General features: G+C 67.3%; 13 protein-coding genes. 11 read left to right on the plus strand and 2 right to left on the minus strand.

Going from position 1 to position 20,591, the window contains the following annotated elements:
- Positions 1-35: 35 nt before the first annotated feature.
- From VFK57_21865 to VFK57_21890, 6 genes are all read left to right on the plus strand, one after another.
- Complete coding sequence (locus tag VFK57_21865) at positions 36-1,532, plus strand: NADH-quinone oxidoreductase subunit M (GenBank protein ID HET7698377.1); 1,497 nt, start codon at positions 36-38, stop codon at positions 1,530-1,532.
- The gene (locus VFK57_21870) at positions 1,529-2,956 is read left to right on the plus strand and encodes an NADH-quinone oxidoreductase subunit N (GenBank protein ID HET7698378.1); all 1,428 of its coding nucleotides are present in this window, start codon (positions 1,529-1,531) and stop codon (positions 2,954-2,956) included. Before VFK57_21865 ends, VFK57_21870 begins: the two co-directional genes overlap by 4 nt.
- A gap of 121 nt (positions 2,957-3,077) precedes the next feature.
- Complete coding sequence (locus tag VFK57_21875; GenBank protein ID HET7698379.1) at positions 3,078-3,866, plus strand: arginine deiminase-related protein; 789 nt, start codon at positions 3,078-3,080, stop codon at positions 3,864-3,866.
- A gap of 174 nt (positions 3,867-4,040) precedes the next feature.
- Positions 4,041-8,012: a carboxypeptidase-like regulatory domain-containing protein gene (locus tag VFK57_21880; GenBank protein ID HET7698380.1), complete on the plus strand. Its 3,972-nt coding sequence runs from the start codon at positions 4,041-4,043 to the stop codon at positions 8,010-8,012.
- A gap of 258 nt (positions 8,013-8,270) precedes the next feature.
- Positions 8,271-12,122 carry a TonB-dependent receptor gene (locus tag VFK57_21885; GenBank protein HET7698381.1) on the plus strand — a complete coding sequence of 1,284 codons (3,852 nt, stop codon included), beginning with the start codon at positions 8,271-8,273 and terminating at the stop codon, positions 12,120-12,122.
- Positions 12,123-12,640: 518 nt separating this feature from the next.
- Positions 12,641-13,063 (plus strand): four helix bundle protein, encoded by a 423-nt coding sequence (locus VFK57_21890; GenBank protein HET7698382.1) that lies wholly within the window; start codon positions 12,641-12,643, stop codon positions 13,061-13,063.
- 298 nt (positions 13,064-13,361) lie between these two features.
- On the opposite strand, the gene selA is transcribed toward VFK57_21890, so the two are convergent.
- On the minus strand, positions 13,362-14,777 hold the full coding sequence (gene selA / locus VFK57_21895) for an L-seryl-tRNA(Sec) selenium transferase (GenBank protein HET7698383.1): 1,416 nt from the start codon (positions 14,775-14,777) through the stop codon (positions 13,362-13,364).
- A 94-nt stretch (positions 14,778-14,871) separates the two neighbouring features.
- Between selA and VFK57_21900 the strand changes: the two genes are divergently transcribed.
- Both VFK57_21900 and VFK57_21905 read left to right on the plus strand, forming a co-directional pair.
- Complete coding sequence (locus tag VFK57_21900; GenBank protein HET7698384.1) at positions 14,872-15,306, plus strand: hypothetical protein; 435 nt, start codon at positions 14,872-14,874, stop codon at positions 15,304-15,306.
- Positions 15,307-15,351: 45 nt separating this feature from the next.
- Positions 15,352-15,954 carry a hypothetical protein gene (locus VFK57_21905; protein HET7698385.1) on the plus strand — a complete coding sequence of 201 codons (603 nt, stop codon included), beginning with the start codon at positions 15,352-15,354 and terminating at the stop codon, positions 15,952-15,954.
- 56 nt (positions 15,955-16,010) lie between these two features.
- On the opposite strand, the gene VFK57_21910 is transcribed toward VFK57_21905, so the two are convergent.
- Positions 16,011-16,217: a cold shock domain-containing protein gene (locus VFK57_21910; GenBank protein ID HET7698386.1), complete on the minus strand. Its 207-nt coding sequence runs from the start codon at positions 16,215-16,217 to the stop codon at positions 16,011-16,013.
- A gap of 138 nt (positions 16,218-16,355) precedes the next feature.
- On the opposite strand from VFK57_21910, the gene purH reads away from it, so the two are divergent.
- Genes purH through VFK57_21925 form a run of 3 tightly spaced genes read left to right on the plus strand, consistent with a single transcriptional unit; the run spans position 16,356 to position 20,504 of the window.
- Positions 16,356-17,948 (plus strand): bifunctional phosphoribosylaminoimidazolecarboxamide formyltransferase/IMP cyclohydrolase, encoded by a 1,593-nt coding sequence (gene purH / locus VFK57_21915; GenBank protein ID HET7698387.1) that lies wholly within the window; start codon positions 16,356-16,358, stop codon positions 17,946-17,948.
- Between the two features lie 49 nt (positions 17,949-17,997).
- Positions 17,998-19,635, plus strand: a complete 1,638-nt coding sequence (locus VFK57_21920; protein HET7698388.1) for a glycosyltransferase family 39 protein — start codon at positions 17,998-18,000, stop codon at positions 19,633-19,635.
- Positions 19,632-20,504 (plus strand): hypothetical protein, encoded by an 873-nt coding sequence (locus tag VFK57_21925; protein ID HET7698389.1) that lies wholly within the window; start codon positions 19,632-19,634, stop codon positions 20,502-20,504. Before VFK57_21920 ends, VFK57_21925 begins: the two co-directional genes overlap by 4 nt.
- The last annotated feature ends 87 nt before the right edge of the window (positions 20,505-20,591 follow it).

Below are 20,591 nucleotides of genomic sequence, written 5' to 3' on the forward strand. Positions count from 1 at the left end.
CGGCTATCGGACATCGGTTTTCGGACATCGGAGAGATGCTCTTAACGACCATCGTTTTTCTGCCCCTCGTCGGCGCCCTGCTGGTCCTGCTTGCCGGCGGGCGCGGCGATCGCCCCGAGCGCGAAGGGATCGTCCGCGCCGCGGCGCTGGGCGTATCGCTGGCCGCGTTCGCCGCGACGCTCTTCCTCTGGTGGCGCTTCAATCCCGCCGACCCCGGGTTCCAGTTCGTCGAGAACCGGTCGTGGCTGCCGCAGTTCGGCATCTCCTATCACCTCGGGGTCGACGGCATCAGCCTGTTCCTCGTCGTCCTGACCGGATTCCTCACGCCGCTGGCGCTGCTCTGTTCGTGGGAATCGACCCACAAGAACGTGAAGCTGTTCTCGTTCTTCCTGCTCGCGCTCGAGAGCGCGATGCTCGGCGTGTTCGTCTCGATCGACCTGTTCCTGTTCTACATCTTCTGGGACGCGGTGCTGATCCCGATGTACTTCCTGATCGGGATCTGGGGCTACGAGCGGCGCATCTATGCCGCCGTGAAGTTCATCCTCTACACGATGGTCGGCAGCATCCTGATGCTGGTCGCGATCATCGGCCTGGCCTACGCGCACGGCGCCGCGAGCGGGCAGCCGACCTTCAACCTCGTCGAGCTCTATGGGACGGCGCTGTCGTGGCAGATGGAGAAGTGGTTCTTCCTCGCCTTCGCGCTGGCGTTCCTGATCAAGGTCCCGCTGTTCCCGTTCCACACCTGGCTGCCCGACGCGCACGTCGAGGCGCCGACCGCGGGATCCGTCATCCTCGCCGGCGTGATGCTGAAGATGGGCACCTACGGCCTGCTCCGCTTCGCCTTTCCGCTGTTTCCCAACGCCATGGGGTACTTCGCCCCCTGGATCGCCGGTCTCGCCGTCGTCGGCATCGTCTACGGCGCGCTGGTGGCGATGGTGCAGCCGGACATGAAGAAGCTGGTCGCCTACTCCAGCGTCAGCCACCTCGGCTTCGTCGTGCTCGGGCTGTGCTCGAACACGGTGCAGGGGGTCGAAGGCGCGATCTACCAGATGCTGAACCACGGCGTCAGCACCGGCGGGCTCTTCATGATCGTCGGCATGCTGTCCGATCGGCGGCACACGCGGTTGATCGCCGAGTACGGCGGGATCAAGGCGGTGATGCCGCGGCTGGTCGCCTGCTTCCTGATCGTCACGCTGTCGTCGATCGCGGTGCCCGGCTTCAACGGCTTCGTCGGCGAGTTCCTCATCCTGCTCGGCGCGTTCCGCTGGTGGCCGGCGGTCACCGCCGTCGGCGCCACCGGCGTCATCCTCTCGGCGGTCTACATGCTGTGGATGTTCCAGCGCGTCAACTACGGCGAGCTGACCAACGAGAAGAACCGCCGGCTGCCTGATCTGTCGACGCGTGAGTGGGCGCTGATGATCCCCACCGTCGCGATGGCGATCTTCATGGGCGTGGCGCCGGGCATCTTCCTGCGGACCATGGAACCGTCGGTGGTGAAGGTGGTGCAGATGATCGGGCAGGTGGCGCCGTGAACAGCTTCGCCGCGACCATTCCGATCCTCATCGTCGTGCTGTCGGCGATCGCCGCGATGCTGGCGGAAGCCATCCGCCATCCCGGCGAGCGGATGTACATCGCCGGCTTCGGCCTCATCGGCCTCGTCGGCGCCGCCGTCGCCTCGTGCTTCCTGTGGAACACCGACGCGGTCAGCTTCGGCGTCGTCCGCGCCGACAACTTCGCGCTGTTCATCAACATCATCCTGTGCATCGTCGGCGTCCTGACGATGGTGTTCTCGCACGACGTGGTGGAGCGGGAAGGGCTGCCGGCGGGCGAGTATTACGCGCTGACGCTGTTTGCCATCAGCGGCATGATGCTGATGGCGGCGGCGACGGACCTCCTGGTCATCTTCCTCGCGCTCGAGGTGCTGTCCCTCGCCGTGTACGTGCTCACCGGCCTGCGGCGCGAGAACCCGGCGGCGGCGGAAGCGGCGTTCAAGTACTTCCTGCTCGGCGCGTTCTCCAGCGCGTTCTTCCTCTACGGCATCGCCTTCGCCTTCACCATCTCCGGATCGACGCGCCTCGATCAACTCGGCACCGCCATCGCCTCCGGGCCGAACACGACGCTGGCGATGCTGGCGGTCGGCCTGCTCGCGGTCGGCTTCTGCTTCAAGGTCTCGGCCGTGCCGTTCCACATGTGGACGCCCGACGCCTACGAAGGGGCGCCGACGATCGTGACCGCGTTCATGTCGACCGGCGTCAAGGCGGCGGCGTTCGCCGGCTTCGCCCGCGTGTTTCTCTCGGCGCTCGAGCCCATGCACGACCAGTGGGTCCCGATTCTCTCGGCCATCGCCGTGGCGACGATGGTGCTCGGCTCCGTCATGGGCGTGCTGCAGAACAACGTCAAGCGGATGCTCGCCTACTCGAGCATCGCGCATGCCGGCTACCTGCTGCTCGGCATCATCGCCGCGAACAGCGCCGGCAAATCGGCCGTGCTGTTCTACCTGCTCACCTACGCGGTGGCCAATCTCGGCGCGCTCGGCATCGTCTCGCTGCTCGGCACGGCGTCGCACCCGCACGATCAGTTGCGTGACTTCGGCGGGCTGTGGAAGACGCGCCCGGCGCTGGCCGGCCTGATGACGGTGTTCCTGCTCTCGCTCGGCGGCTTCCCGCCGACCGCCGGCTTCATCGGGAAGTGGTACATCTTCTCGGCCGCGGTCCAGGAAGGACATTACTGGCTCGCCATCGTCGGCGTGCTGACCAGCGTCGTCTCCGTCTTCTTCTATCTGCGCATCGTCGTGATGATGTACATGACGGACGAAGGGGCGGAGCCGGCCCGGCCCGCCGTGTCGGTGCCCGCGATGGCGGCGCTGGCGTTCGCGATGCTCGCGACGTTCTACCTCGGCGTGCTGCCGACGCGCGTGATCGACTACGCGCTCGAGTCCATCCAGACCATCTTCTAGTTTCCAAGGCACGAAGCTCCGCAATAAATAAAGGCATAAAGGCACGAAGGCACGAAGAACTGATATCTATTGGTTTCGTGCCTTTGTGCCTTCTGTGCGAAGCAGACGGTAGCGTGAAGCCATGCTTGTTGCCTTGACCCGCGCGGTGCCGCCGAGCATCGATCGCTGCGAGCTGACGCACCTGGATCGGGCCCCGATCGACTACGCGCGCGCGGTGGAGCAGCACGCCGCCTACGAGGAGGCGCTGCGGCGCGCCGGCTGCGACGTGCGGCGCCTGCCGGAGGCGCCCGATTCTCCTGACTCCGTGTTCGTCGAGGACACGGCCGTCGTCTTCGACCGGGTCGCGGTGATCGCGCGCCCGGGCGCGGAGTCGCGGCGCCGGGAGGTGGAGGCGATGGTCGAGGCGCTCTCGCCGCATCGCCCCTTGAGGTTCATCGACGCCCCCGGAACTCTCGACGGCGGCGACGTCCTGGTCACGCCCGGACGCGTGTTCGTCGGCATCTCCGGGCGGACCAACTCCGAGGGCGCGCGTCAGCTCGCCGGGCATGTCGCGCCGTTCGGGTTCGAGGTGATCCCCGTGCCGGTCCACGGGTGCCTTCACCTGAAGAGCGCGGTAAGTCTTCTCCCCGCCACCGCCGGAAATACCCCGGAGATCCTGGTGAACCCGGCGTGGGTGGACCGCACGCTGTTCGACGGGTTCGAGGTCATCGAGATCGACCCGGACGAGCCGGCGGCGGCAAACGTGCTGCCGGTGAGCGGCTGCGTCATCTGTGCGGAGGAATACCCGCGCACGCGGGCCCGTCTGGAGGCGTCGGGATTCGCCACGCTTCCCGTGCCTGCGGGCGAGCTGGCCAAGGCGGAAGGCGGGGTCACCTGCTGCTCCGTCCTCGTTCGCGACTCGTCCCTGTAAAGTGCGTCCGGTCCCTTGACGGACGGCAGTCAACCGGGTACTTTCTCCCGGAATACGCGTTGTATACGGAGGGAGGAGGGGCCCGCCCGTGCCTGCGCGTCTGCGGTCGTTCGGCCGGCGTCCGTTCATTCCCCTCCACCATCCGGCCACCCGTTCGCACCGAGGAGAGATGGAATGACGAGTACCCTACGAAGGCTGTTCGTGAGTGCCTTCACGCTCGCGATGGTCGCGCTCTGCGCGTCCGGGGCGTCCGCCCAGGGCGGCGCGACGACGTCGCTGGCTGGAACCGTGACCGACCCGTCGGGCGCCGTCATCCCGGGCGCCAGTGTGGTCGTGAAGAATATGGCGACGGCCGCCGTGTCCGAAGCGGTCACCAATACCGAAGGGCAGTTCACCGTCCCCGCGCTGAACGCGGGCACCTATTCCGTCACCGTCAGTCTGGCGGGCTTCAAGACGGTCACGGTCAACGACGTGATCCTGAACGCCGGCGTTCCCGCGGGCGTGAAGGTGACGATGCAGGTCGGCGGCATCGAGGAGCAGGTCGTGGTGACGGGAGGCTCCGAAGTCGTCGCGACGCAGTCCTCGACGGTGTCGACCACGATGAGTTCGAAGCAGATCGCGGCGCTGCCGCTCACCAGCCGCAACGCCATGGACTTCGTCGTCAATCTTCCCGGCGTCAACACCCCGGGCACGGCGCGCAACTCCACCGTCAACGGCCTGCCGCAGGGGGCGATCAACATCACGCTCGACGGCATCAGCATCCAGGACAATTACCTCAAGACCTCGGACGGTTTTTTCGCGCGCGTGCAGCCCCGGCTCGACGCGATCGAGGAAGTGACGGTGACCTCGGCATCGAACGGCGCCGACAGCGGCGGGCAGGGGGCGGTGAACGTCAGGTTCGTGACCAAGTCCGGCACCAACGCGTTCAAGGGCAGCACGTTCTTCACGCTGCGCCATGACGCGCTGAACGCCAACAGCTTCTTCAACAACCGCAATCTGCCGCCGGATCCGGCGACCGGGAAGGCGCCGAAGGCGGCACTCCGGCAGTACCAGCCCGGATTCAACGCCGGCGGCCCGATCGTGATTCCCGGGATCTGGGACGGTCACGACAAGGCCTTCTTCTTCTTCAACTATGAGGACAGCCGATCGCCGAGCAACGCGCGCCGCGATCGCGTGATCCTGACCGCGGCCGCGGCGGGCGGCGCCTATACCTACGGGTCCACCACGGTGAATCTCCTCCAGCTGGCGGCGGCGAACGGCCAGACCGCGACGCTGGATCCGATCATCGCGAAGCTGTTCGCCGACATGCGCGCGGCGAGCGCGCAGGGATCGATCACCAACCTCGCCGATCCGATCCTGCAGCAGGCCTCGTTCCAGGTCCCGACCAAGAATTTCACACCGTATCCGCTTGGCCGCATCGACTACAACATCAGCAAGAACCACCGCCTCAGCGGATCGGTCAACTACAATCACGTCAACTCGACGCCGGACACGACGAACAATCGCGAGCCGTTCTTCCCCGGATTCCCCAATACCGGCAGCCAGCAGTCGACGCGCTACACCACCTCGAACTCGCTGCGCTCGACGTTCGGCGCCAACGTCGTCAACGAGTTGCGCGTGGGCGCGTCGGGCGGCGCCACCTTCTTCTCGCCCGAGCTCAGTCCGGGGCTCTTCGGCGGCAACAGCGTCGGCGATCAGGGCGGCTACTACCTGAACATGGGCAACGGCTGCTGCTCGACGGCGCTCGCCAACGCCGGCAACAACGCGAACTTCTCGGCACGCGAGGCCGCCACCCGCGTGGTCGAAGACACCTTCAACTGGGTGAACGGCAACCACAACCTGAGCTTCGGCGCATCGTGGACCCGCGGGCAGGTCTGGCTGCAGAACCAGCAGATGGTTCCCGAACTGCGCTTCGGCATCGCCACCGGCGACCCCGCTGCGGCGATGTTCACGACGGCGAACTTCCCCGGCGCGTCGAACACCCAGCTGAACAACGCCCGGGCGCTGTACGGCCTGCTCACCGGACGCGTGACGTCCGTCCGCGGAACCGTCCGGCTGAACGAGAACACCAACAAATACGAGTATCTCGGCAACGGATTCCAGCGCGGCCACATGAACTCGCTCGGGTTCTTCGCCCAGGACAACTGGCGCCTGCGCAACAACCTGACGATCAACGCCGGCCTCCGCTACGAGCTGCAGACCCCGTTCGTGGCGCACAACAACAGTTACTCGACGGCGACGCTCGCCGATCTGTGCGGCGTGTCGGGGGTCGCCGCGGACGGCGGCTGCAATCTGTTCAAGGCGGGCACGCTGACCGGGCGCCAGCCGCAGCTGGTGAACTACGCCAAGGGCACCAAAGCCTTCAACACCGACCTGAACAACCTCGCGCCGAGTCTGGGCATCACATGGCGTCCGGCGCGCGAGAGCGGGTTCCTGCGCACGCTGTTCGGAGCCGAAGGGGACACCGTCTTCTTCGGGTCCTACGCGATGTCGTACGAGCGCCTCGACCTGTCGTCGTACACCGGTCCGCTCGGCACGAACCCCGGTGTGTCGCTGAATCCGATTCGCGACACGACCCAGTCGGGCCAGAACGCGCTGAACAACGACGGACTCGGCCTGCCGGTGTTGTTGCGCCAGACGAACCGCCTTGGCCCCGGCGGGTTTCCGAGCGAGCAGAGTTATCCGCTCACCCCGCAGCGTACGGACAACGTCGACATCTTCAATCCCGACATCCAGACGCCGTACGCACAGACATGGGCCGGCGGCATCCGGCGCAAGGTCACGCGCGACCTGGGCGTCGAGGTCCGTTACGTCGGCTCCCGCCACCTGCAGGGCTGGGGCACCATCAACCTGAACGAGCTCGACATCGTCAACAACGGGTTCGTCAACGAGTTCCGTCAGGCGCAGCGGAATCTGCAGGCGAACATCGCCGGCGGCCAGGCGAGCCGCGGGTTCGCCTACACCGGCCTGCCGGGCACCGGGCCGCTCCCGATCTATCTCGCCTACTTCACGGGCACGCCGACGTCGCAGGCGGGCGACCCCGCTCGCTATACCGGCAACCTCTGGAACGACACCAACTTCACCAACCCGCTCGCCGCGTTCAACCCGCAGCCGTTCACGCCGGCGGGCACCAATGCGAACACCGGGCTGTCGGGCGACCCGGCGCGGCGAACCAATGCGCTCGCGGCGGGCTTGCCGGCCAACCTGTTCCAGCTCAACCCCGACATCAACAACGCCAACTTCGAGACCAACGTGGGCCGGACCAAGTACGACTCGCTGCAGATCGACGTGACGAAGCGGCTGTCGCACGGGTTCCTGCTCCAGGGCGGCTACGTCTTCGGCAATTCGTACGAATCGGTGCGCTATTCGCTGAAGACGCCGTACAAGCAGGTCGTCCAGACCGGGGATCCGGGCAGCATCACGCACGCGCTGAAGTTCAACTGGATCTACGAGCTGCCGTTCGGCAACGGCCGGCGGTTCCTCGGCAACGCCAGCGGGCTGCTCGATCGCCTGGTCGGCGGCTGGGAGATCGACGGCATCGCGCGGATTCAGAGCGGCCGCATGGTCGACGTCGGCAACGTCCGGCTCGTCGGGATGTCAAAGAAGGACCTGCAGAACGCGTACAAGAGGTACGAGTACGCGCCGACCGGCGTGAATTCGAGCGCCCCCGTGAACATCTACATGCTGCCGCAGGACATTCTCGAGAACACCGTCCGCGCCTTCAGCACCAGCGCCACGTCGGCGACGGGGTACGGGACGCTCGGACCGCCGTCGGGCCGCTACCTGGCCCCCGCGAACGGCCCGGATTGTCTCGAGACCACCAACAACACCGCGACGAGCACCGTCTCGGGCAACAACATCGGCAGCATCGGCGGGTCCGGCGACTGCGGCATCCGATCCCTGGCGCTGACCGGGCCGCTCTACCATCGCGTCGACATCAGCGCGGTGAAGCGCACCCGCATCGTCGGCCGGACGATGTTCGAGTTCCGCGCCGACTTGATCAACGCGTTCAACCACCCGAACTTCACGCCCGTCGGCTTCCCGACGTCGTTCGCCAACGCGACCAACGCGGACAACTACCGGGTCACGGGCGTCCAGGAGAACTCCAGCCGGATTATTCAGCTGGTCACCCGCTTCAGCTGGTAGAGAGGTGCCTAATAATCCAATAAGACGAATTTATACTGTCGCCAGATCGGCATTGACCGGAAATGGGATCCCCGTGTAGCGTGTGCCATTCGCGGGATTGTGCGGTTGCGGATTGCGCCTGGGAGGGGGCGGTTCGCAGCGGGCAGTGACGTCCTGTCGCTGCTCCCCGCGGGTATCGAGACAGCAGCTTCCATCGGGCCCCAGGGAACCGGCCCGCCCTTATCCGGAGGGCAGGCCCCACGAAGGATGGAGTAGTCGATGAATCGCAGTGCGATGCGGTGGGGAGTGGTATTTCTCTGCGCCGTCGTGTCCCTGGCAGCGCCTCGTACGCTGTCGGCGCAGGGCAGCACGACGCAGACGCTTTCGGGTTCGGTCATGGATACGACCGGCGCCGTCGTCCCCGGGGCCGATGTCGTCGCCAAGCACAACAGCACCGGTGTGACCAGCACGGCGGTGTCGAACGCGGAAGGGTTGTTCTCTATCGCGAGCCTGCCGATCGGCACCTACACCGTGACCGTCACGCTGCAGGGCTTCAAGACCGTCGTCATCAACAACGTCGTGATCACCTCCGCCGCCGGCGCCAACGTCAAGGCGACGATGCAGGTGGGCGGCGTCACCGAGCAGGTGACGGTCTCGTCGTCATCCGAGATCGTGCAGACGCAGTCGTCGGCGGTCTCCCAGACTATCAACGCGAAACAGATCACCCAGCTGCCGATCACCAGCCGCAGCGCGATGGACTTCGTGAACATGCTGCCGGGTGTCACCACCGCCAACGGCAACCGCCAGGCGACGATCAACGGCCTGCCGCGCGGCACCATCAACATCACGCTCGACGGCGTCAACGTGCAGGACAACACGCTGCGCACGAGCGACGGGTTCTTCGCCATCGTCAGCCCGCGGCTCGACGCGATTGAAGAAGTCACCGTGTCGACGGCGTCGCAGGACTCGGGAGATTCCGGCCAGGGGGCGGTGCAGGTGAAGTTCGTGACCCGCAGCGGCACCAACAATTTTACCGGCAGCGGCTACTACTTCGGGCGCCGCGACTGGTTGAACGCGAACACCTGGTTCAACAACCGCGACGGCGTCAAGAAGGCCAAGCTGCGGCAGAACCAGGGGGGCTTCCGCGCCGGCGGCCCGATCGTCATCCCCGGCCTGTTCGACGGCCACAACAAGGCGTTCTTCTTTGCCAACTACGAAGAGCTGCGACAGCCCAACCAGGTCACGCGGAACAACCGCAACGTCCTGACGGCGAGTGCGCAGGCGGGGAATTACTGCTATACGGGCGGATGCATCAACGTGCTGGCGCTGGCGGCGGCCAACGGACAGCTGGCGACGGTCGATCCGACCATCGGCAAGGTGCTGTCGGACATCCGGGCCGCCGTGTCGGGCGGCTCGCTCGCCGACCTCGACGCGAACGTGCAGCAGTTCACGTTCAACGTGCCGGTCATGACGCAGCGGCGGTACCCGACCTTCAGTCTCGACTACAACCTCACGCAGAACCACCGCGCGAAGTTCGCCTACAACTATCAGAAGTTCTCGGACTACCCGGACACGCTGAACTCGATGGAATACTCGTTTCCCGGGTTCCCGGTCTCTGCTGGCCAGACGTCGATCCGCCTCGGCTGGTCGGGGTCCATGCGCTCGACGCTGGGCAGGAACCTGGTGAACGAGGCGCGCCTCGGCTATAGCGGCGCCCCCGTCAGGTTCTTCGACGAGATGACTCCGGCCATGTTTGCGGATTACCAGGGATTCGCGCTGAACTTCCCGAGCGTCGGATCCGGTCTGACCAGCCCGGCGGCGCCGCCGTTCCGGCCACAGTCGCGCAACGCCAACAGCCTGCTGATCGATGACACGCTGAACTGGCTGAAGGGCTCGCATAGTCTGAGCTTCGGCGGTTCGTTCACCCAGTACGACATCTGGGCGAAGGACGTCACGCTCATCCCGTCGGTCAACTTCCAGGTATTGTCGAACGACCCGGCGAACACGATGTTCACGGCCGCGAATTTTCCTGGCGCCTCGCAGGACCATCTGACGGCGGCGTCGAATCTGTACGCGCTGCTGACCGGACGCGTCTCGCAGATCGGCGGCAACGCCAGGCTGGATGCCGGCACGGGCAAGTATGTCTACGTCGGTCCGGGGCTGCAGGAAGGGCGGCTGCGCGAGTACGAGGTCTTCGCGCAGGATCGGTGGCGCATCCGCTCGAACATGACGCTGAATCTCGGTGTCCGCTACGCGCTCCAGAATCCGTTCCAGCCGAGGAACAGTCTGTACTCAACCGCGAACATCAACCAGGTCTGCGGCATCTCGGGCGCGGCGAGCGACAATTCGTGCAACCTGTTCAAGCCGGGCAACACGCCGGGTCAACTCCCGACCTACGATCAGTACAAAGCGGGATCGAAGGCGCATAACACCGATCTGAACAACGTGGCGCCGAGCGTGGGCATCGCGTGGACGCCGGCGCAGAAGGGCGGCGTGCTCGGCGCGCTGATGGGACGTGAAGGGGACTTCGTCATCCGCGGCGGCTACAACCGCGCCTACAGCCGCCCGGGCATGAACGACTACACCGGGCGTCTGAATGCCAATCCCGGGATTCTGATCGATGCGACCCGCAACTCGGGGCTGAACAACCTCGGCGCGGCGCCGCTCCTGTTCCGCGACACCAGCCGGCTCGGTCCCCCCGCGATCCCGGAGTCCCCCGCATATCCGCTGCCGGCCTCGACCGCCAGTTCGATCAACACGTTCGATCCGAACCTGCAGGTGCCGTCGGCCGACTCCTGGTCCGCGGGTCTGCAGCGTGGCCTCGGGCGCGACATGGCGGTCGAGATCCGCTACGTCGGCACGCGCAGCCGCGACGGCTGGGCGGCCCCCGGCGCCGGCGTCGGCGGGTTCAATTACAACGAGTTCAACATCACCGACAACGGCTTCCTCCAGGAGTTCCGGCGGGCGCAGGCGAATCTGCGCGCGAACCTGGCGGCGACGGGCGCCCCGTCGTTCGCCTACACCGGCGCGCCCGGCACGTCACCGCTGCCGATCTTCCTCGCCTATTACAACGCCCAGCCGGCGGCGAACGCCGGCAACCCGGCGCTCTACACCGGCGGCAGCTGGACCAACGCGACGTTCCTCGGCTTCCTTGCCGAACGGAATCCGCAGCCGTTCAACTTCGCGTCGACGAACACGACCAACGGCCTGCAAGGGAACGCGCAGTTCAGGAACAACGCGATCGCCGCCGGCCTGCCCGCGAACTTCTTCATCGCCAACCCGCACTCGTCCGCGGCGCTCGTGGTGAAGAACTACTTCAAGACGCGCTACAACGCGCTCCAGCTCGAGCTCCGGCGCCGGTACTCGAAGGGGCTGCAGTTCAATTCGAGTTACACGTTCGGCCACCAGTACGACAACCAGTTCGCCAGCTTCTTCCGGGGCGAGTACTGGCTGCGTCCGTCAGGCAATACCGGTGACATCCCGCATGCCTTCAAGGCGAATGTCATCTACGATCTGCCGTTCGGCCAGGGGCGCCGCTGGGCCAATACGTCGAACGGGGTGCTGAATCGCATCGTCGGTGGCTGGCAGATCGGCGTCTTCTCACGCCTGCAGAGCGGCACGCCGGTGAACATCGGCAACGTCCGTCTCGTCGGCATGAGCACCAAGGACGTGCAGAAGATGTTCAAGCTGCGGTTCGACGACGCGAACAAGCGCGTATTCATGTTCCCGCAGGACGTCATCGACAACACGATCCTCGCGTTCAACGTCAGCGCGACGTCGGCGACCGGCTACAGCAACCTTGGCGTGCCCACCGGCCGCTACTTCGCTCCCGCGAACGGCCCGGACTGCATCGAGATTGGCAACGGCAATTACGGTGACTGCGGCATCCGCGCCCTCATCCTGAACGGCCCGCGATTCCAGCAGCACGACCTGCGGATCGCGAAGCGAACCGCGATCGTGGGCCGGACCAATCTCGAGATCGCGGCGCAGATGCTGAACGTGTTCAATCACCCGAACTTCCTGGCGGTCAGCGGTATCGGCAACACGACGATTGCCGGGTATCGCGTGACGGGGCTGCAGGGTCAGGACACGGCGCGGGTGATCCAGATGGAAGTGCGGTTCAACTGGTGATCGGGACGGGAAGGGAAGGGAGTCGCTTCGCTCCCGGTCGGGCACAGGGCTGAGGGCCGGGAAGAAAGTCGCGTCGCTCCCTGTCGGGCGGGGGGAGAGTCGCTTCGCTCCCGGTCGGGCACGGGGCTGAGGGCCGGGAAGCGACTCGCGTCGCTCGCGGTCGGGCGGGGGGAGAGTCGCTTCGCTCCCCGTCGGGCACGGGGCTGAGGGCCGGGAAGGAAGTCGCTTCGCTCCCTGTCGGGCACAGGGCTCAGGGCCGGGAAGAAAGTCGCTTCGCTCCCGGTCGGGCACGGGGCTCAGGGCCGGGAAGCGACTCGCTTCGCTCGCGGTCGGGCGATGGGAGAGTCGCTTCGCTCCCTGTGGGGCAACGAACACGGAGGTGGCAACGCCGGTTGACGGTTTCGGGCGTCAGCCTGGCGGAGGATCTGCCGCTCCCGGGGAAACCGCAGCGACTCAGTCGGATACCCAACCACGACTGGAATGACGGGGCGGGCACGTGTCTTGGGATTGCGACCCGCATGCAACCCAAGATCTCGCGTCCAGAGGATCTCGTCGCGTATCAGACCGCGGACGAACTCGCCAATCTCGTCGACGACATCGCTCCGCGGATCGAGCGCAAGGATCGAGACTGGTGCGATCAGATCCGGCGCTCGACCTCCAAGGCTCCCGCGCAAATCTCTGAAGGCTTCTGCCGGTTCCTCCCGAAAGATGGCGCGAACTACTACCGGATGGCGCGCGCGTCGCTGGCCGAAACGCAAGCTCACCTGAGGCGGGGCCTGCGGCGCAAACACCTGACGCAGGACGAGTTCAACAAAGCCTGGAACCTGTCGGAAGTGGCGTTGAAGACGACGACCGGCCTGCTGACCGCCAAGCTCGCCCAGATCGAGCAGGCACAGCGCGCAAGGCAGGAGTCAAAGCGCTCGCGCGCAAATCGCAAGTGATGTCGGACAGGAGCGAAGCCGCGGACCCTTGGCGCGACACGGAGCGAAGCGACTCTCTTCCCGGCCCTTAGCCCCCTGCCCGACACGGAGCGAAGCGACTCTCCCATCGCCCGACCGGGAGCGAAGCGACTCGCTTCCCTGCCCTCAGCCCTGTGCCCGACCGGGAGCGAAGCGACTCTCCCATCGCCCGACCGGGAGCGAAGCGACTCTCTTCCCGGCCCTTAGCCCCCTGCCCGACCGGGAGCGAAGCGACTCTCCCATCGCCCGACAGGGAGCGAAGCGACTCTCTTCCCGGCCCTCAGCCCTTGGCCCGACAGGCGAGCGCAGCGAGCTCTCCGTCATCCCCCGGATCGACTGTGCGCAGATCGAGCACGACGCGATCCTCACGGATCCGTGCGATGACCGGCGGGTCGAGCGACCGCAGGTGCTGCTCGATCGCCTCGGTGCCCATGGTCGGGTGAGTTACCTCGACGAGTGTCGTCGGGAGTTCCGCGCCAGGCGCGCTCCCGCCGCCGATCGTGGACATCCCGTCGAGCGTCCGCGCCTCCCAGCCGGACGCGCGCAGCGCCGCGGCCAGCGTCTCCGCGCGACGGCCGATCTCGTCGCGCGTCATCCGCAGCATCCGCTGCACCGGCACGTCCTCGACGCGGCCGATCGCGTGCTCTTCGAGCGTCGCCTCGAGCGCCGCGTAGGTGAGCTTGTCGACGCGCAGCGCCCGCATCAGCGGGTGCCGCCGAATCACGTCGACGGCCGCGCGCGAGCCGGCGATGATGCCTGCCTGCGGACCACCCAGCAGCTTGTCGCCGCTGAAACACACCACGTCCGCGCCGGCGCCGATGCTCTCCGCGGCGACCGGTTCGTCGCGCAGCGCCGGCGGCAGCCCGCCGCCGTGCGGCGTGTCCGGAGCGGCGTCGCGCGGCCAGCCGAGCCAGCCGCTGCCAAGATCCTCGGCCACCGGAATCTTGAAGCGGCGCCCGAGATCGACCAGCTCCTCGAGCGCCGGCCGCGCGGTGAAGCCGACCACCCGGAAGTTCGACGGGTGCACGCGCAGGATCAGGCCGGTGCGCTCGTTGATCGCGGCGGCGTAGTCGGCGGCGCGGGTCCGGTTGGTCGTGCCGACCTCACGCAGGATCGCTCCCGACTGGACCATCACGTCGGGGATGCGGAACCCGCCGCCGATCTCGACCAGCTCGCCGCGCGAGATGATCACTTCGCGTCCGCAGGCGAGCGCCGCCAGGAGCAGCATCGCGGCGGCGGCGTTGTTGTTGACGACCACCGCGGCCTCGGCGCGGGTGAGGCGGGCGATCAGCTTCTCGGCGTGCACGTCGCGCCGCCCGCGGCGCCCGGCGACGAGGTCGTACTCGAGATTGGTGTAGCCGCCGGCGACCTCGCGCACGCGCGCGATCGCCGCGGCCGACAATGGCGCGCGTCCGAGATTGGTGTGGACGATCACGCCGGTCGCGTTGATCACGCGCACCAGCGACGGCCGCATGGCCGCGCGCAGCCGGGCGGCGGTGCCGCGCTCGATGCCGGCGACCGCTTCGGCCAGCGTCACCGCCGCCAGCTCGCCCGATCCGAGCCGGCCGCGCAGCGCCGCGGTTTCCTCCCGCAGCGCGTCGAGCAGCGCCGCGCGTCCGTAGCGCGTCTCGAGCGCCAGCATCGCCTCGCGCTGCCGCAGTTGTTCGATCGATGGAATGACGCGGAAGTCAGACATCGGGTGATCGGGTGATCGGGTGATCGGGTGATCGCCCGATCACCCGATTTCCTGATCGCCAGATTTTCAGGATACCATTCATGTTCCACCGCCCATGGCCACCGACTCCAACGAACCGCCGCGCGTGCCGGTGCCGGACTACCGGCCGATCGAGCGCTTCTGGCCGTACGTCGACCTGCCCGAGCAGCCAAGCGACGAGGAGCTCGCCCGGCTCGATCCGGAACTGAGCGAGGCGCTGTTCGGCACGCCGCGTCTGCCGTTCTCGGTGACGCTCGAATTCCCGGTGTTCGCCGGCGGCGACTACGAGCGCGCGGTGGCGCTGGCGAAGGCGTCGGCCGAGTACCGGACCATCGGCGCCGGCGATCGGCTGCGTCATCGCGCGCGCTTCTTTCCGCGCGACGCGGTGCAGCTGCGCGATCTCTTCAATCTCGTCGGATCGATGGATGCGACCGACGTGCTCATCGACGATCGTCCGGTGCCCTACGCGCGCGAGCTGTGGCTGCCGCTCGTCTGGTTCCTGATCCGGTGACCGTGATGTCACGGCCCCGCGCCCCCCGCGCCCCGCGAGCTGGGCATGCCTGAGCCGAGCGAGATCCAGCGCGACCTGCAGGCGCTCGCGGCGGGGCTCAAGCAGCTCGAGGCGGAGTACAACCAGTTCTTCTCAGGCCGGCTGCCGCGTCCGCCGTGGGAGACGCGGAACCGCATCGCGGCGCTGGTCAAGAAGTGGGATCGCGGCTACATCCAGTCGGCCGCCGACCGCTTTCAGTTCGACACGCTGCAGCGGCGGTTTCAGACCTTCGTCGATCTCTGGGACCGCGGCCTGCGGGCGCGCGAAGAAGGGCGCCCCGGGCCGTTCGCCGCGCCGCCGCCGCGCGAGGCGCCCAAGGAGCGGCCGCCGGCGGCGAAGGTGCTGCACGTCGCCGCGTTCCAGGATCCGATGCGCGAGCTCGACAAGCTGCACACCCTGTACGATTCGCTGATGGACGCGCGCCGCGAGGCGGGCTCCGACGTCGTTCCCTTCCATCGCTTCGCCGCGCTGGTGAAGGAGCAGGTGACGAAGGCGCGGAGCGAGGGGAGCGACGCGGTGGCGTTCCGGGTGACGGTCAACGATGGCAAAGTGAACTTTACGGCGCGGGCGGTGAAAGGAACCGGGGGAGGAGATCAGGGCGGCTCGTGAACCGCCCGGCAGGCAGGACGTGGGGGCGATCCGGAGGACCGCCCCCACAGGACGTGCTAGGCGGGTTTCGTAACGTTGCCAGCCTGCGGGCCCTTGGGACCATCGACGATCTCGAACTCGACCGCCTGTCCTTCCTCGAGCGTCCGGAAGCCGTTTCCCTGGACCGCCGAGAAGTGCACGAAGACGTCGCTGCCGCCGTCGCGCTCAATGAACCCGTAGCCCTTGGCGTTGTTGAACCACTTGACCTTGCCTGTGATACGCATCGTACTTTTCCTGCCTTGCAATGGGCGTAAACGTAAAAAAAGACCGCGAGTCCGCGGCCTCGGCCTTCGACGCTGGCCCTCCAGCGCCGAGGGAATAGTAGCTGTCGTCACCGGAATGTGTCAAGAATAGCGCCAGGTATGCGAGCCATTCTCAGCGTGTCGGACAAGAGTGGATTGATCCCGTTCGTGCGGGGCCTCGCCGCGCGCGGCGTGCAGCTCGTCTCGACCGGCGGCACCGCGAACGCCATTGCCGGGGCCGGTCTTCCGGTCACCAGCGTCTCGGACGTCACCGGCTTTCCCGAGATGATGGACGGCCGGGTCAAGACGCTCCACCCGAAGATTCATGGCGGCATTCTGGCACGACGTCATCGTCCCGACGATCTCGAGGCGATCCGCTCGCAGGGGGTCGAGCTGGTCGATCTCGTGGTCGTGAACCTGTACCCGTTCGCGAAAGCGGCGCAGGATCCGGAGACGCCGTTCGACGAGCTGGTCGAACAGATCGACATCGGCGGTCCGTCGCTGCTGCGCGCGGCAGGGAAGAACTTCCGCGACGTGATGGTCGTGGTGGATCCGGCCGACTACCCGGGTGTGCTCGAGCAGCTCGAACGCTCCGGCGGTCCGTCGCTGGCGTTCAGGTTCGAGTTGATGAAGAAAGCCTTCGCCCACACCGCGCAATTCGATTCGCTGATCAGCCAGACGCTCGAGACGGTCGTTCTCGAGGGCGGCGAATTCGTGCGCGGCGGCGGGGTGATCGGCTGGACGCAGCCTGCCGCCCCGGTCTCGCTCCGCTACGGCGAGAATCCGCACCAGCGGGCGGAGTGGCTGCCGCTCGCTGGCCTGCCTGGCGAGTGGCGCGTGCACCAGGGCAAGGGGCTCTCGTATACGAATCTGCTCGATCTGGACGCGGCCCTGCGCATCGTCCTCGAGTTCAGCGAGCCGGCGGCAACGGTGATCAAGCACACCAATCCGTGCGGCACGGCGACGGGCAGCACGATCGCCGAGGCCTATGTTCGCGCCCGCGACGCCGATGCCCTCTCCGCGTTTGGCGGGATCGTCGGGCTGAACCGTGCGATCGACGCCGACACGGCGGCGGCGATCACTTCGACCTTCATCGAAGCGGTGATCGCGCCGTCGATCGACCCCGGCGCACGCGAGGTGCTGGCGAAGAAAGTGAACATGCGCGTGGTGACCGCCGACTTCGCGTCGGTGAGCGGCGCGGGGCAGGAGATGCGCTCGTTCCTGGGCGGGACGCTGGTGCAGGATCGCGACCGCGTCGTGGAGGCCGGCGAACCGTGGCCGCCGTCGTCCGCTTCCGCGACGCCGGCCGGATCAGGCGCTGACTGGCACATCCGCGTCGTCACGAAGCGGCAGCCGACGGCCGGGGAGTGGACCGCGCTGCGGTTCGCGTGGCGGGTGTGCGCGCACGTGAAGTCGAACACCATCGTCTTCACGGGTGCGGATCGCACCCTTGCGGTCGGCGCCGGACAGATGAGCCGTGTCGATTCGGTGAAGGTGGCGGTGATGAAAGCGCCGCCGGGATCGCTGAAAGGGACCGTGGTCGCGTCCGACGCCTTCTTCCCGTTCCGCGACGGGCTCGACGCCATCGCCGACGCCGGCGCCACCGCCGTGGTGCAGCCGGGCGGGTCGGTCAAGGATGCAGAAGTGATCGCCGCCGCCGACGAGCGCGGCCTGGCGATGGTCTTTACGGGGCGCCGCCATTTCCGCCACTAGCGAGGAGCTTCCGGCCGAGCGTGAGCTTCCGGCCAGAGCCGGGAGCCACGTGACGGCCCTCGTCGTCCTCCTGGCTCTTGCCAGCGGCGTGTATTTCGTCGCGCTCGGCAACTCGGGGATCTGGGACGCGAACGAGGCGTTCTACGTCGAAACGCCGCGCGAGATGCTCGAGGCGAACGACTTCGTCAATCCGACGTTCAACTACCTGCCGCGCTTCAACAAGCCGGTCCTGAGCTACTGGATCGTCGCCGGCTTCTACCAGCTGTTCGGCGTCTCGGTCGCCGTGCAACGGTTCACGATCGCGCTCGGCGCGCTGATCATCATCGCCGCCGCGTTCGTCCTCGCCCGCGCGGGGATCCGCGATCATGGATTAGGGATTAGCGATTCACCGGCTGCTTTGTGGGCGGCCGCCGGTCTGGCGGCGGCGCCGCGGCTGGTGATGTTCGCGCGCCGCATCTTCATCGACATCTGGATCAGCGCATTCCTCGCGCTCACGCTGACGTTCTTCGCCCTGAGCGAGGCCCATCCGGAGCGGCGGCGGCGCTACCTGACGCTGATGTACGTCGCCGTCGGGCTCGGCGTGCTGACCAAGGGGCCGGTGGCGGTTGCGCTGCCGGCGCTGGCATTCGGACTCTATCTGGCGCTGCGCGGCGAGCTCCGTCGCGTGACGCAGATGATGATTCCCCTCGGGGTGGTGATCGTCGCCGCCATCGTGGTTCCGTGGTACGCGGCGCTGTACCGCGAGCACGGCTGGACCTACATTCAGTCGTTCCTGATCAGCGAGAACGTCGAGCGGTTCACGCAGGGGGTGGGCGTGCGGCAGTACCGCGGCCCGTGGTTCTACCTGCCGGTGGTGCTGAGCGATTCGTTCCCGTGGTCGCTGCTGCTGTTCGCGGCGGCGGCCGCGGCATGGAAGCAGCGCAGCCGCATCGAGACGCTGCTGTGGTGCTGGATCGTCGCCATCGTCGGCTTCTTCTCGCTCTCGGCCGGCAAACAGGATCTCTACATCTTTCCGATCGTGCCGGCCGTGGCGGCGCTCGGAGGGCTGGCGATCCAGCGCGGCCTCGATCGGCGCGAGTGGAGCGGCTGGCTCACCGGGACGCTGGCCGCCATCGGCGCGCTGCTCGCGAGCGCCGGCGCCGCGGTGCTGTTCCTGTTCGAGACCGCGGGCCGCACCTACGCCCTCGACAGTGCCGCCCTCGTCGGCGGCCTCGCCCTCGCCGGAGGCCTGCTGACGCTGGTTCTCGGCCTCAAGCGGCGTCCCGCAGCCGCCGGCCTGACGCTGCTCGGCGCCATCGTCGCGATGAACTGGGCATTCGTGCTGCGCGTGCTGCCCGAGTTCGAGCGATACAAGCCGGTGCCGGCGTTCAGCCGCACGCTGCAGGACCGCCTCGAGCCCGGCGACGTCGTGGCGCACTACCAGGTCGCGCTGCCCAGCATGGTGTTCTATCTCCGGCGGCACGTGGAGCAGTACTTCGACGAGGCGCCGTTCGTGGCGGCGATGCATTCGACGAAGCGGGTCTACGCGGTCCTCTCGGCGGACGACTACGCCGCGCTCGCCCCGCGGCTCGGCGCCAGCTGTGTGGTCGAGCGGCGTCCGACCTTCGAAGTGAAGCTGCGGCAGGTGTTGAAGCGGCAGCCGCTGCCCGAGCTGCTGCTGGTTGCGAACCGGTGCGGTGAACCGTGAGCGAGCCGTCACGCCACGTCCGCTACGTCACGCTCGCCTATGGCGACGCGCCCGGCGTCTACCGGCAGTCGCTGATGCTGCTGCTGTCGCTCGTCGCGCACGCGCCGGAGCCGTACGAGCTGGTCGTGGCGACGGATCGTCCCGAGTGCTACGTGTGGTTCGGGACGCGGGTCGAGATCGAGTATCTCGATTTCGCGCGGCTCACCGCGTGGAAGGGACCGTCGCCGTTCTCGATGCGCCAGAAGCTCGAGCTCGCGCGCGCCGCGACGCCGACGGCGGAGTCGGGCCTCAGCCGGGTTCCGCCGTCAGCGACGGTGCTGCTCGACGCCGACGTCCTCGCGATCAGGCCGCTCAGGCCGTTCGTCGAACAGCTCGACGCCGGCCGGCTGTTCATGCACAAGAAAGAGTACGTGCTCGCCGAGAGCCGGCGCTCCGGCAACCGCAAGCTGTGGTCGGCGCTTCGCCGCTCGAAGGCGTTCGCCTTCGAGGCAAGCGATGCGATGTGGAATTCCGGCGTGCTGGGCGTGCCGACCGCCGATCGTCCGCTGCTCGATCAGTCGATCGATCTCTACGACCGGCTCGGCGCCGAAGGGCTGCGTCACTTCGCCACCGAACAGCTCGTCGAAGGGGTGATCTTCGGCCGCACCGGGCGGCTGCACGCCGCCCACGAGTGGTTCGTCCATTACTGGGGCAACAAGCCCGGCTACGACGCCGAGATCGCACGCCGCCTGGCGGACGCCTTCATCGAGGGGCTGACCGTCAAGGAAGCCGCGGCGCGCTATCGCGCGTCGCCGATCGACCTGCCGGTGGAAGTGCGGCCGTCGCGTGCGGCGAAGCTCGCGAGCTGGTTGGACAAGCGGCGCGGCTGACGCGCGGCGGCGGTCACGACACACCCGGAGGCTGCCATCTCGATCCACCGGGAGCACGACGGTCTCCGTGACCGCTGCGACTCCGTG

The sequence above is a fragment of the Vicinamibacterales bacterium genome, from assembly GCA_035699745.1.
Taxonomy (GTDB): domain Bacteria; phylum Acidobacteriota; class Vicinamibacteria; order Vicinamibacterales; family 2-12-FULL-66-21; genus JAICSD01.

What these genes read in the sequence shown, in the direction of transcription:
- VFK57_21910 (HET7698386.1), bottom strand. Translation starts at nt 16,217, where the DNA reads ATGCGTATCACAGGCAAGGTCAAGTGGTTCAACAACGCCAAGGGCTAC.
- VFK57_21900 (HET7698384.1), top strand. Translation starts at nt 14,872, where the DNA reads ATGGCCACCGACTCCAACGAACCGCCGCGCGTGCCGGTGCCGGACTAC.
- VFK57_21890 (HET7698382.1), top strand. Translation starts at nt 12,641, where the DNA reads ATGCAACCCAAGATCTCGCGTCCAGAGGATCTCGTCGCGTATCAGACC.
- VFK57_21865 (HET7698377.1), top strand. Translation starts at nt 36, where the DNA reads ATGCTCTTAACGACCATCGTTTTTCTGCCCCTCGTCGGCGCCCTGCTG.
- purH (HET7698387.1), top strand. Translation starts at nt 16,356, where the DNA reads ATGCGAGCCATTCTCAGCGTGTCGGACAAGAGTGGATTGATCCCGTTC.
- selA (HET7698383.1), bottom strand. Translation starts at nt 14,777, where the DNA reads ATGTCTGACTTCCGCGTCATTCCATCGATCGAACAACTGCGGCAGCGC.
- VFK57_21875 (HET7698379.1), top strand. Translation starts at nt 3,078, where the DNA reads ATGCTTGTTGCCTTGACCCGCGCGGTGCCGCCGAGCATCGATCGCTGC.
- VFK57_21885 (HET7698381.1), top strand. Translation starts at nt 8,271, where the DNA reads ATGAATCGCAGTGCGATGCGGTGGGGAGTGGTATTTCTCTGCGCCGTC.
- VFK57_21880 (HET7698380.1), top strand. Translation starts at nt 4,041, where the DNA reads ATGACGAGTACCCTACGAAGGCTGTTCGTGAGTGCCTTCACGCTCGCG.
- VFK57_21905 (HET7698385.1), top strand. Translation starts at nt 15,352, where the DNA reads ATGCCTGAGCCGAGCGAGATCCAGCGCGACCTGCAGGCGCTCGCGGCG.